The sequence below is a fragment of the Hafnia paralvei ATCC 29927 genome (assembly GCF_001655005.1).
GTDB lineage: Bacteria > Pseudomonadota > Gammaproteobacteria > Enterobacterales > Enterobacteriaceae > Hafnia > Hafnia paralvei.
In genome coordinates this window covers 36,601-48,117 of sequence record NZ_LXET01000070.1, presented here as the reverse complement: position 1 = coordinate 48,117, position 11,517 = coordinate 36,601, and the positions used below count along the sequence as shown (strand labels likewise).

Genomic DNA, 11,517 nt, shown 5'->3' with positions numbered 1-11,517 from the left:
AACGCTATTACTGATTTGCGCCCGAAAGCACCGGTGAGCGGCCAGAATGCCCCATAGGGCGTTTTGGGCGTGATTTCCGGTGTGTTGGTCGGTCAGCTTTGCTGAGCGGCCTACAGGTGCAAGCTTCTATACTCAAAATGATAGTGAATTGATCTACATCAAAAAAAACACCAGTTAGAAGACCGCGTATTGACTCCGGATCAGCAGGAAACACCATGACCATCAAAACTGTCCCAAAAGAAGTAATCTATTTTTTTGAAAAAAGTAACGAACCGTGGGGAATTAAAGATAAAGAAAGCAGATATGTTTATGCAAATAAAGCCTATTTTGATTTTTTAGATGTGCCAATAGAGAAAAGAAAGAAAATACATCTTAAAAGCTATGATTTTATACCTTCATTGCAGCCGTTAATAAAAGGTCTTGTGTCACATGACCAAGAAGTAATGAATACAGGGGAACGATACGAGGCTGTAGGAACATTATTGATAAATGGTAACTATAGAACTTTTCTTTTTGAAAAGTGGCCTCGCTTTTCAAGCACAGGAGAAATAAGCGGAACAATCTTCCACTTGAAACCTTTTGAACAAATATCAATGAGTTACTTCATTGATAAACCATTCTATGGTAAGGCTACTTACTCCCCTCCAACAGAAATTTTTTCACCGAGGGAATGGGATATACTATTTTTACTATTCAGACGAATAGAGAAAAGACAAATTTCTAAAATTTTAAATCTGAGAGAAACATCAGTCAGAAATTTAATTTCTAGGTTGTTTTTACGAACAGGAACTTCGGGGAGAGAAGAATTGCTCAATTGTGGATTCCGGGAAGGCTGGCATTTATATATACCTCCACGATTCGCGGAAATTGGATATGACCTAATATCTGATAAAGCAAATAAATGATATATCATCATTCCTCTTTATAAAATAGGTGCATTTTGTACTGTTATACCATGCACCTATTTAGAGGTATTGCTTCTAATCAAAATGTGCAAATCGAAAAGCACCTCGATTTTGCTCATTAACAATGTGACTTGTCAAAACGGTAGCATGTGGCTGGCTTTATGCCAACTGGATCAGGAGCCAGCCGCATGTTTTAGGTTAGACGTTGCAAGCCTGTAGGGTTGAGATACAAGCGCAGTTCTGCGCGTTATCACGACATATCCGGTTTGCACAGTAAAGCCTCAGTTTGAATTGCGATCTGAAAAAGGATCGTGGATCTCTGCAAAGGATCTACTGATTGTGGCTCCACAGATGCCGCTATAAGCGTTTTTTTGGCGTTATGCCTACCCAATCTACCAGAACAGCTTAAAACGCTGCTAGAAGCCCTTAAATTGAGGATTTCGTTGCTGATGTTTTTTAGTATCTAAAAATGATTATTTTTTGAGCAAAAATCAAAAACAAGCAAAGCGCGTTAGATTTTTTATTCTTATTATTCGATCTTTATTCGAATACTTCTATAATTCGGAGCCACTTTTCATCAATTAAAACAATTAGTTAAAACTCTAAAGGTATACAGATTTCAGGCTAAAGGTAACCACTTTTCAGGCTAAAGGTATACGGATTTCAGGGAAAGGTATCCACTTTTCAGGCTAAAGGTATACGGATTTCAGTGTGGATAACTATCAAATTGATCATTCTGTGGATAACTTCGCTTATTTAGTTCGTATCATGCGCTTTAACCTAATGATATTAAATAGCTAAATGGTTTTTTGTATCCATTTGGGATCTTTTGTATGTGGAGGATTTTTAGAGTATGCGCTTTTTTTTGGGTCTTTCATGCCTTTCTAAAGGTATACAGATTTCAGGAATGTTTTGCACCGACAAAAGGTAGTCACTTTTCAGGAAGTCATGAAGTCGAAAGGTAGCCATTTTTCAGGAGGTGATTAACGTGCCAAAGGTAACCAGATTTCAGGAGTATCGAATCGATGAAAGGTAGCCAGTTTTCAGGAATCAAATTGAGCTGAAAGGTAGTCGATTTTCAGGATAGTGGATTACCGTCACTAAGCGTAATCCGCTATGCGTCTAACGCTAAGTCCCCGATACAGCGCGGTAAACCGCGCTAACGGGGTGTTCCAGACGGCATTTGCATTGAGCTGGCTGGCTGATTGTATGGCTTGGCAGTGAGGGGGATTATTACGGCTGAAGCCGTAACGCTTTTATGTCCTCGCTGCGCTGCGGGAGTCTCCGGCGCGTAGCGCCTCCCATGCGCAGGGGCGCATGATCAAAGGTATCCAGTTTTCAGGTTAGGTGAAAGGTTGCCAAACTTCAGGACGGAAGGGGGGAATAATCAAAGGTATATCGATTTCAGGATTCCTTTCCTAGAAAATTAATCGTATAAATTCTTTAATTTCAATAGTTAATCAACGGATTTCGATGTTGTTAAAAATTTAAAGGTATCCAGTATTGTAAAAAAAATCTACCTTTGATAGAGTTTGATTATTGAGTCGTAACACAGAGTAATGATTGTATGAACTTACCTGCGAAGCTAGAGCCAAAAGAGGGCGAATTGGTCTACCAATCGAATGCTATTACTGATGGTGTGTACAAAATCACCCTCGATGAGTTTCGCTTACTTAACCTTGCTATCTCAAAGATTACCAAGAACGACCATCCCGAAAAGCGAGTAAGGATCACTACCAAGGAATTTGTTGAAACGTTCAACATCAAGGATAAAAACATCCGTAATCGCTTATCTTCAATAGCTGATGGACTATTAGGAAAAACGATAGATACTTATTCAGTCGATAAAGAGACAGGGAAGCGAACACGCAGACGAAGGTTATGGTTGTCGGAGGTCGAATATGATATTGAAGGTGATGAAAATATTTTTCTTGAAATAGTATTTTCGTCTGAAATATCAGAGCTATTGTTCCAGCTAAAAGGTAATTTTACACTTTTCGCATTGAAAGCAATATCTGCATTTACTTCACCGCATTCATTCCGAATTTACGCTTGGATATGTAAGTACAGGAATATGGATTTTTATCGTAGTGGTGAGGTGATAACAACTGATAGCATTACGCTCAAAGATTTCAAAACTATGCTTAGTATTGAAAACTCATATGAAGAATATAAGTTCTTAAAGCAAAAAATCATTGAACGCTCACTTAATGAGATTAATGCATCCACTGATATTTCAGTTGTGTTGAACGAACATAAAACATCAAGAAAGGTCACGGCAATATCATTTAGCTTTGTTAAAGAAGATAATCCTACGCTACAGGCCATCAAACCAAAACGTAAGCGATTACCATCCAGACCTAAAGTTAAGGTAGGTTCTCATGCTGAAGGTGAGTGGGCGCGGAAGTGCATTGATATTATATTGGAGTATGAAAAAGCGTTAAAAGAGTATGATAATACGTCTCAGTTACCTATAAGCGACTTAGAGAAGTTGGTGAGCTATTTCCGTATTCTTGGTGTTACGTGGGGAGACGTTAGTAAAAGGTTTGATTATTCACAAGAATTAGAACGCCGTAGGTCTAAAATTAAATAAGGAATCATTATGTTCAAGAAAACTTTATCTGTAATGGTTATTGCTTTAGCTCTTACTGCCTGTAAAGAGAATGTTAGCGGTGCTTTTTCCGGTTCGTGGGTATATGAGAAAAATCCTGCTCATGGCGTAACTACGATTACTGACAAGGGTGATCATTATTTAGTTCACGAAGTTGACACTCAAATGAAAGTGGATCGTGAATATGATGCAGTAGAGAAAGAAGGGAAATACTTAGAGAACGAAAAAACAGGTAAACGTCTTTTTACACTAATTGATAGCGACCATATCAAAATTGGTACTAACGGTGGTGTCTACGTTAAAGCGAAGTGATTTAACTAATTGATTCAATGGTAAAATACATGAGCCTAGTTCTTATAAAGGATCTAGAGAGTATGAGAACTAGGTGAACTTACTTGTCGCCAGTGCCGCCGTCTTGACCACGACGGCACCGGCTAACCATACAACCTAGACTGGAGGCCATATGGCTACGTTCGATTTTACACATCTCCACGGACTGACACAAATCAAGGCGCTTTTCCCTGAGCTAACGGAAAAGCAGTTTAGATTAACGATGAGTTGGGTACTTGGGACTGAGGTGATCGACATTGCAAGGGATAGTGACTGCACAACAGAAGCAGTCAAGAAAACGCTACAAAGAAGTAAGGTTGCCCTTGGCGCTGAACGGCTGGAAGCAGTCAGATCCATCTTCTTATGCCGTTTGATGGCTGATCTATGGGGGCGTCAAATCGGCTTAGCTAAAATAGCGTGAATTGATAAATACTCTCATAAAGACGGCAAATGCCGTCTTTTTTTGTCCATAAACACCTCCAAAACACTGCTTGAAATGTGATTTGCATCACATAAATTGCACTTAAATCGCCATAATCCACACTTAATTACTCCTGCACGCATCAATAACCTTCTGTTTTAAATGGATTTACTAACTATAACTCAAATTAAAAATACTAAATGTCCTCGTATGGGTATTTTTTGAGTGAGTAATTAGGTGGGAAAATATAACTCATCGAGAAGGTGAGAACGTGAGGAAAATACAAGGAATCTCAACAGTGCCTAAAACACGAAAAACCGCAACACCACCTTCTAATAGTGAAGGGGAAAGTTATGTTGCTAATGGTAATACTTGGGAATCCGCGACGGTTAATGTAAGGCTGAGTGGTAGAGGTAACTATATTTTAGCTAAGTTACGCTTGTTAAATCCAAACTCTCCAAAGACTTTACTTGCAAAGGAAATTCTTGAAAAAGCATTAATCGAAGTGGACGAAAAGATAACTGGCTTATAGCCTTGCTCTTTAAAAATAAGTGAGTGACGAATACCAGCCATATTTGGAGGATAACTGCTGGAAGAACGATGAGCCTCGTGTCACGCCTAAGTAATAAGGTAAAAAGCTCAAAGCGAAGGGCAATTTCAAAAATGTTTTTTTCAAATTGTCTTTTAAACAAACAGGAGTGTTGCAATGTTAGAATTTCTGCATTTTATACCAACTATACTGGCTAGTTTTATTTCTATAATCGTGGTTATGGTCATTGTCGGTGCCGCTGTCAAGATTGTGCCTCAAGGTTATGAGTGGAATGTTGAGCGATTTGGCAAGTACACAAGAACTTTGCATCCGGGTTTAACTGTGGTCATACCTTTTATGGATCGCATCGGACACAAGATAAATATGATGGAAAGCGTGCTGAATATTCCAAAACAAGAGGTAATTTCTAAAGACAACGCAAATGTCACTATTGACGCTATTTGCTTCGTACAGGTAATAGATGCTGTAAAAGCGGCGTATGAGATTAATAATTTAAATGGTTCTATTTCCAGTTTGGTCATGACGAATATTCGTACAGTATTAGGCGCGATGGAATTAGACGAAATGCTATCACAGCGTGATGGTATCAACACTAAGCTCCTTGCAACTATTGACCATGCTACTGATCCTTGGGGAGTGAAAGTTACTCGTATTGAAATTCGTGATGTTCAGCCTCCAAAAGAATTAGTTGATGCAATGAACGCTCAGATGAAAGCAGAACGTACCAAACGAGCCAGCATTCTTGATGCTGAAGGTGTGCGTCAGGCTGCAATTTTGAAAGCAGAAGGTGAAAAACAATCTCAGATTTTAAAAGCAGAAGGTGAAAAACAATCCGCATTTTTACAAGCTGAAGCGCGTGAACGTTCAGCGGAAGCTGAAGCACAAGCAACCAAAATGGTATCAGAAGCAATTGCTGCTGGAGATGTTCAGGCTATCAATTATTTTGTTGCTCAGAAATATACTGAAGCATTAACAAGTATTGGGACTGCATCTAATAGTAAGTTGGTGATGATGCCGTTGGACTCAACGAGCCTTATGGGGTCTATTGCTGGAATTTCTGAATTAATTAAAGGTGTATCAAATAATAATTGAATGGAAATAGCATTATGATAAATACAGTGCTGTACCAAGATTATTCTATTTATTTTTGGTTGTGTACTGGTGGTGTTCTTCTTGCGATAGAGGTTGTAGGGGCTAACGGTTATTTGTTGTGGTCTGCTGTAGCTGCGATCATAACTGGTTTCTTAGTATGGTTTTTCCCTGTTGGTTGGCAATGGCAAGGGGTGCTGTTTTCATCGATTACTATTATTGTTCTTTTCTTATGGGATAAATGGTTTAGGTTATCAAAAAAAGAAAACACTGAACCATTCTTAAATAAAAGAAACAGTCAGTTTATTGGAAGAAGGTTTGTATTGGAATCTACACTGGTAAATTGTTCTGGCAGTGTTCGTGTTAACGATAGCATATGGCCTGTAAGAGCCAGTCGTAATATTGAATCTGGTATTGAGGTAGAAGTATTTGCTGTTGATGGCATTACATTATTAATCAGGGAATTCAACTGTGCGCATACAGAAGATAAGGAGGGTTCTGAATGAAAACGTAAACGGTTAGACCGCAGCCGAAAGGCAATGCAGCAGAATGATTCTGCCCTGAGTCGCCATTGGGTGAGCCTGTGTAGTGACGGGTCAAGGTTCTTATATCAAAACAAGCTTCGGTAAAGCAGTGCGAAGGCCAGACGCGCACCGGTTATAAGCGGCCAGAAGGCGACAGGTACTTAAGGGCATGAGCGAGGCCACTGCGAGAGTGTGGTAACGCTACGTGAAATCTGCATGAAGCGATGGGCGTCACTCCAGTAAATTTTGCGTAGCTCTTCAAATACATTGTATTAACTGCTTCTTTTGTACCCGCTATCAGGAGTGGTGGCGGGTTTTTTTTCGCCATAAATAAGGAGAACTGATGGAAGAGTTATTAACGTCAGATTCCATTTTGACGCAGTTGTTAATTTTTGGTGGGGTAGCCACTTTAATCTATTTTCTTTATCTCGGAATGCAGTATATGACCGGGAACTCTGATGGCTTTATCTCTTGTGCTATGCCGTTTATTACCATTATTGGGGTTGGTTTTTTTTTCGTACTGATCGTTGTATATGCAGTAAATGAAAGTAAAGAATGGGACGATTTCAAACAGCAACATAATTGCAAGGTCGTACAAAAAGTACAAGGTGATATCAATACTGGAGTTGGAATTACAGCATCGGGGAAAATGGGCGTGATTATTACTCCAGAATCAGATAAGACGGCTTATTACTGTGATGATGGCGTTACTTACTGGAGAAATAACTGACAGCCATTATCAACTTCTAGGTGAATCTATGAGTAATTTAAAAAATAAGAGTTGCAAAGAGCCTTTATGCTCTTTATTGGATTTTGGCATGGATGATGAACTATTTAGACGCTCATTTATTTCATTTCCAGATAATTATAAAGATTTCACTCCTAAATATTTAGATTCTTTAAAAGCGGCAAAGAAAATACGTTGTTCAAGAAGCCGATATAAGCAATAGAGGTGAACATATGCCGATGTATGTTGTGAGAACTAAACGAATGAAAGATGAACTTGAACGCCAAAAATTATGGAGGGAAAAACAAAGAGAAAGGGGGAGTAAGGTAGACAGGGCTATCAATAGTAATTTTATGCCTCCGGGTAAAGATGATGTACCAGAAGAGGATGATCTATCTCTAAATCCTCCTTCTATAAAAAGTGATTTTCAGCGTGATGGATATTCTGCGATTGGGCGGCAAAAAATGAGGGGTAAATCAAAGCCACCTCGCGGCGCAATATGAATGTTTTGATGAATTGACAATGCCGCTAAAGCGGCTTTTTTTTTAGGTAAATTTAATGATACTCACAAAAGCCGCTCTAGCTGCGTTGTTTTTACAATGCGCACCACAAGTCGCCCCAACAACACTGGAAACCATCGTTAGTGTTGAATCATCGGGTAATCCAAATGTTATTGCAGTTGTAGACGATGGGAGTTCTATTTATCCAGAAGATAAAGCAAGTGCAATAAAATTCACCAAGGAGCTAGAAAAACAAGGGAAAAACTACAGTGCTGGTTTGATGCAAGTTAATAAAAAGAACTTCGTTAAATATGGCATTGATATTGAAAAAGCCTATGAGCCTTGTAATAACATCGCTACGGGCGCGAAAATATACGAGCAATGTTATATCGATGCAAAAAAAGATAAGCGATTTCCTGATGAGCAAGCCGCTCTTCGGGGTGCTTTGTCTTGTTATTACTCTGGAAATATGTCACGAGGGTTTGTTAAAGAAGGAAAGAAAAATGAAAGCTATGTAGATCGGGCAAATAACGCAGTAAATAAAATTTACAGCGTCCCTGCGATTAAGCCCAATAAAGACACTTCTGATAAAGATTATGTCGTTGCTCAAGACGATATAAAGGATTCAACACAAGCAAGTGCCGAAAATAAGCCTAAGAAACAACCTTGGGATGTTTACGGTGATTTCAATCTATAAAAGGTAAACGTAATGTTTAATAAAATGAAAACTGCACTATTCTCTCTGACTTTTAAAAATACCATGACCAAATCAATTAAGAGCGCCTTCGGCGCTCTTTTTGTATTGGTCTTAGCGTCACCAGCGTTTGCCGGGGGCGGTCTTGATGCGGCTACCAGCGCGTTAACTGATGTTAAAACATGGTTGTTTACGTTCGTTGGTGTCGGTGCTTTGGTCTACCTGCTGTATTGCTGCGCAATGGCCTTCATGGAACGTAAAACATGGGGGGAAGTAGGTATGGCTCTGGTGTATTGCTGCTTAGCCGGTGGTGCAGTAGTTGGCGGTACTTGGGCGCTGGATCTGTTCCAGTAAGTGGAATTTTATAGGCGGGGGATTGTTCCCCCGCTAAGGCTGCTTATGAGCGTTGATAAAAATTCAGAAGATGATTCTGAGTATGTTTCTTATAACGGCATGAACAGGCCAGCCCTTTTTATGGGAGTGCCTTTAATGCCTATGCTGTTTGGATGCTTTTTAATGGTATTCGGTGGATTTGCAGGGCTACTTATGTGGGGAGGGTATGGGCTTATTTTCCCTGCTGTTGTTTTTCTCTGCTTATTTGTCCTGAAGCTTATATGTGAAGACGATCCAAATGCAATGGAAATCATGACTTGGCGACTAAAGGGGGCGTTCCTAAGACTGAAACAAGGGAGCGACGTTTTAGTTTTTGTATCTGGCGATGAAAAATCAAGGGAATCCCATGCAAAACGGTTCTTCAAAAAAGCTATCTCCGATAGAGGGGAAGATTCCTCCTTATCAGTTTAATGTCACTGATAGTATTATCAGTACAGAAGACGGTAAGTTACTTTCCACTATCGTTATCGAAGGAATGCCCTATGAATCTGAATCAGATAACCTGATTCGAAATAGATTCATTGCGGTTAATAACTACCTGCGTTCTATTGGTAAAGATTGTGGGGGTAATTTGGCTATATGGACACATATAGTCAAAAGAAGAGTATCACTCTTGCAACGTTATAAATTTAAAAGCCAGTTTGTTACTGACTTTGTGAGTAAATACTGCGAGTCATTCGAAAACGGAAATTTTTTTAAGACACAATACTATGTCACGTTTGTCTTAAAGTATTCTGATTTTAATGATGGTGTGGAACAGCTCACTAACATTAATAATCAGGCATTGACGGTATTTAAAAATTTCAACTGTAGTCTGCTTATGGTTCAGGACTCCGCTAATGGACTTTATTTGTGTGAGAATAGCCAGTTCTTGTCATTTTTATTGAATGGACAGGAAACACAAATACCTCTCTCTCACACGCCGGTTACGGAATCAATTCAAAGCAGTGAGTGGGCTTTTGGTTACGATGTTGAGGAAATCAGAAATAAGGAGACGTTAAATAGTCGTTTTGCGGTCAGTTATCTCTTAAAAGATTACCCTGCAAAAACTAAAAATGGAATGTGGGATTTTCTGTTAGCAGCTCCGTATGAATTTGTATTGTCGCAGTCATTCCTTTTTACTTCGTCGCAGAAGAGCCTAAAAATGATTGACCAGCAGCAGAACAAATTGGCTTCTGTTAGTGATGCTGCGACTCATCAGGTGGAGGAACTGGAGTTAGGTAAAGCTGTTCTTTCCAGTGGTGAGGCTCAATTTGGTGACTATCAAGCGTCTTTGATTGTCTACGGCAACAGCCCGGAACAGGCACTAAACAACGGTAACAAAGTAGCCAGTGAATTTTTGACGCTTGGACGTGGTGCTCGATGGCTTAAATGCAACCTAGAAGCACCGTTTGCATTCATCAGTATCATGCCCTCATCCAAATACCGTCCGTTATCATCCGTGAGAACGTCGGCTAATCTGGCGTGTGGTGTGTCATTTCACAACTACTCGTTTGGTAAGCCTACAGGGAACCCTATAGGCGACGGTACGGCAATTATGCCGGTGAAAACACGTTCAGATGGTCTGTATTTTCTGAATACCCACTATAGCGATTTACATAAGAATGTAACCGGACAGTTTATCGCTGGCCATGCTTTGATTCTTGGTGCTACCGGTACAGGGAAAACTACGCTGGAAGCCACGATGTGCGCGTTTGTACAGCGTTTTGATCCACAGATGTTTGTTATTGACTTTAACCGGTCAACTGAGCTTTTTGTCAGGGCGTATGGAGGAAGCTACTTTACTCTTCAGGAAGGGGTGTTCACGGGCTTGAATCCTTTCCAGATAACGTATCTTGATGATAGTGGGAACGTTGTTAATGAACCTACACCAGAACTTCGCCAGTTCCTTTATCGCTTAGTTGAACGTTGTGCTTCAGATGAGAATGGTAAAATCTCAGATAAAGACGCCAAAATTGTTAAAAATGCCGTTGATGCCGTATTGGGGTTGGATGTTGAACAGCGGCGATTTAGCGCCTTACTGCTCGATATTCCAAGTACAAGTGATCTACATACTCGACTGTCTAAATGGTGTGCCAGTGAAGGCGGTAAATTGGCATGGGCATTAGATTCCCCGGTTAATAAATTCAATCCTAATGATTTTGATAAGATTGGTTTTGATACCACGGTTATTCTTCAGAAAGATGATAGTGGTAAAACCCATGCTGCCACCGAACCACTTTTAGCAACACTGTTCTTCTATAAGAACATGATGCAGAAAGAAGGCCGGTTGATGTTAACCATTGTTGAAGAGTTCTGGATGCCTGCGAACTTCCCATTAACTCAGAGCTTGATTAAAGCAGGGTTAAAAGCTGGTCGTTTAAAAGGTGAATTTCTCTGGTTAATTTCTCAGTCGCCGGAGGATGCAATTAATTGTGAAATATTCTCTGCGATAGTTCAGCAAACGCCTACAAAAATACTTCTTCCTAATCCTGATGCTGTGGAAGAAAGTTATTTGAAAATTGGCTGTACGAAGAAAGAGTTTGATGAAATATCAAAGCTGGATAAAGAGTGTAGAATGTTTTTGGTGAAGCAATCAAATTCATCTTGTTTCGCCAAAATGGATTTATCTGGATTTGACGACTTTCTACCTATTATCTCAGGTTCAACGTCTTCAATTGCATTATGTGAGCGTATTCGTAAAGAGCTAAATACCGAAGATCCTGATATCTGGATTCCTGAGTTTCAACGGAGGCTGAGAGAGAAACGAAAAGGTTAATACCTGATTTTTGGT

The 11,517-nt window shown here is 39.7% G+C and carries 14 protein-coding genes; all 14 read left to right on the top strand.

The genetic code is table 11. The features are described 5' to 3' along the window. The first annotated feature begins 215 nt into the window (after positions 1–215). The 14 genes from M988_RS22095 to M988_RS22035 all read left to right on the top strand — a co-directional run bounded on the left by M988_RS22095 (position 216) and on the right by M988_RS22035 (position 11,502). Complete coding sequence (locus M988_RS22095; RefSeq protein WP_064576120.1) at positions 216–905, top strand: PAS domain-containing protein; 690 nt, start codon at positions 216–218, stop codon at positions 903–905. 1,567 nt (positions 906–2,472) lie between these two features. After that, on the top strand, positions 2,473–3,498 hold the full coding sequence (locus M988_RS22090; protein ID WP_064576118.1) for a replication initiation protein: 1,026 nt from the start codon (positions 2,473–2,475) through the stop codon (positions 3,496–3,498). A 9-nt stretch (positions 3,499–3,507) separates the two neighbouring features. Beyond that, the gene (locus tag M988_RS22085) at positions 3,508–3,828 is read left to right on the top strand and encodes a hypothetical protein (protein WP_064576116.1); all 321 of its coding nucleotides are present in this window, start codon (positions 3,508–3,510) and stop codon (positions 3,826–3,828) included. A gap of 151 nt (positions 3,829–3,979) precedes the next feature. After that, on the top strand, positions 3,980–4,267 hold the full coding sequence (locus M988_RS22080) for a hypothetical protein (protein ID WP_064576115.1): 288 nt from the start codon (positions 3,980–3,982) through the stop codon (positions 4,265–4,267). Between the two features lie 298 nt (positions 4,268–4,565). Then, a complete protein-coding gene (locus M988_RS22075) occupies positions 4,566–4,799 on the top strand; it encodes a hypothetical protein (RefSeq protein WP_064576112.1) in 234 nt (77 codons plus the stop codon). 174 nt (positions 4,800–4,973) lie between these two features. Then, entirely contained in the window at positions 4,974–5,909 is a 936-nt protein-coding gene (locus tag M988_RS22070; protein WP_064576109.1) for an SPFH domain-containing protein, read from the top strand. Between the two features lie 14 nt (positions 5,910–5,923). Then, positions 5,924–6,412 (top strand): NfeD family protein, encoded by a 489-nt coding sequence (locus M988_RS22065; RefSeq protein WP_064576103.1) that lies wholly within the window; start codon positions 5,924–5,926, stop codon positions 6,410–6,412. A gap of 361 nt (positions 6,413–6,773) precedes the next feature. Beyond that, positions 6,774–7,160 carry a hypothetical protein gene (locus M988_RS22060; protein WP_064576100.1) on the top strand — a complete coding sequence of 129 codons (387 nt, stop codon included), beginning with the start codon at positions 6,774–6,776 and terminating at the stop codon, positions 7,158–7,160. 28 nt (positions 7,161–7,188) lie between these two features. Further along, positions 7,189–7,380 (top strand): hypothetical protein, encoded by a 192-nt coding sequence (locus M988_RS22930; RefSeq protein WP_156518205.1) that lies wholly within the window; start codon positions 7,189–7,191, stop codon positions 7,378–7,380. Positions 7,381–7,420: 40 nt separating this feature from the next. Continuing rightward, positions 7,421–7,660 carry a hypothetical protein gene (locus M988_RS22055; protein ID WP_156518204.1) on the top strand — a complete coding sequence of 80 codons (240 nt, stop codon included), beginning with the start codon at positions 7,421–7,423 and terminating at the stop codon, positions 7,658–7,660. Between the two features lie 55 nt (positions 7,661–7,715). Beyond that, complete coding sequence (locus M988_RS22050; protein WP_064576092.1) at positions 7,716–8,354, top strand: lytic transglycosylase domain-containing protein; 639 nt, start codon at positions 7,716–7,718, stop codon at positions 8,352–8,354. A 63-nt stretch (positions 8,355–8,417) separates the two neighbouring features. Beyond that, on the top strand, positions 8,418–8,705 hold the full coding sequence (locus M988_RS22045) for a TrbC/VirB2 family protein (protein ID WP_064576129.1): 288 nt from the start codon (positions 8,418–8,420) through the stop codon (positions 8,703–8,705). Between the two features lie 45 nt (positions 8,706–8,750). Further along, positions 8,751–9,155, top strand: coding sequence for a VirB3 family type IV secretion system protein (locus M988_RS22040; RefSeq protein ID WP_064576089.1), 405 nt, complete (start codon positions 8,751–8,753; stop codon positions 9,153–9,155). Next, a complete protein-coding gene (locus M988_RS22035; RefSeq protein WP_064576086.1) occupies positions 9,091–11,502 on the top strand; it encodes a VirB4 family type IV secretion/conjugal transfer ATPase in 2,412 nt (803 codons plus the stop codon). Before M988_RS22040 ends, M988_RS22035 begins: the two co-directional genes overlap by 65 nt. The last annotated feature ends 15 nt before the right edge of the window (positions 11,503–11,517 follow it).

Excerpts from the sequence above, each read along its gene's own strand:
- M988_RS22050 (WP_064576092.1), top strand. The coding sequence starts at position 7,716 with ATGATACTCACAAAAGCCGCTCTAGCTGCGTTGTTTTTACAATGCGCA.
- M988_RS22055 (WP_156518204.1), top strand. The coding sequence starts at position 7,421 with ATGAAAGATGAACTTGAACGCCAAAAATTATGGAGGGAAAAACAAAGA.
- M988_RS22070 (WP_064576109.1), top strand. The coding sequence starts at position 4,974 with ATGTTAGAATTTCTGCATTTTATACCAACTATACTGGCTAGTTTTATT.
- M988_RS22080 (WP_064576115.1), top strand. The coding sequence starts at position 3,980 with ATGGCTACGTTCGATTTTACACATCTCCACGGACTGACACAAATCAAG.
- M988_RS22035 (WP_064576086.1), top strand. The coding sequence starts at position 9,091 with ATGCAAAACGGTTCTTCAAAAAAGCTATCTCCGATAGAGGGGAAGATT.
- M988_RS22040 (WP_064576089.1), top strand. The coding sequence starts at position 8,751 with ATGAGCGTTGATAAAAATTCAGAAGATGATTCTGAGTATGTTTCTTAT.
- M988_RS22095 (WP_064576120.1), top strand. The coding sequence starts at position 216 with ATGACCATCAAAACTGTCCCAAAAGAAGTAATCTATTTTTTTGAAAAA.
- M988_RS22045 (WP_064576129.1), top strand. The coding sequence starts at position 8,418 with ATGACCAAATCAATTAAGAGCGCCTTCGGCGCTCTTTTTGTATTGGTC.
- M988_RS22085 (WP_064576116.1), top strand. The coding sequence starts at position 3,508 with ATGTTCAAGAAAACTTTATCTGTAATGGTTATTGCTTTAGCTCTTACT.
- M988_RS22060 (WP_064576100.1), top strand. The coding sequence starts at position 6,774 with ATGGAAGAGTTATTAACGTCAGATTCCATTTTGACGCAGTTGTTAATT.
- M988_RS22065 (WP_064576103.1), top strand. The coding sequence starts at position 5,924 with ATGATAAATACAGTGCTGTACCAAGATTATTCTATTTATTTTTGGTTG.
- M988_RS22090 (WP_064576118.1), top strand. The coding sequence starts at position 2,473 with ATGAACTTACCTGCGAAGCTAGAGCCAAAAGAGGGCGAATTGGTCTAC.
- M988_RS22930 (WP_156518205.1), top strand. The coding sequence starts at position 7,189 with ATGAGTAATTTAAAAAATAAGAGTTGCAAAGAGCCTTTATGCTCTTTA.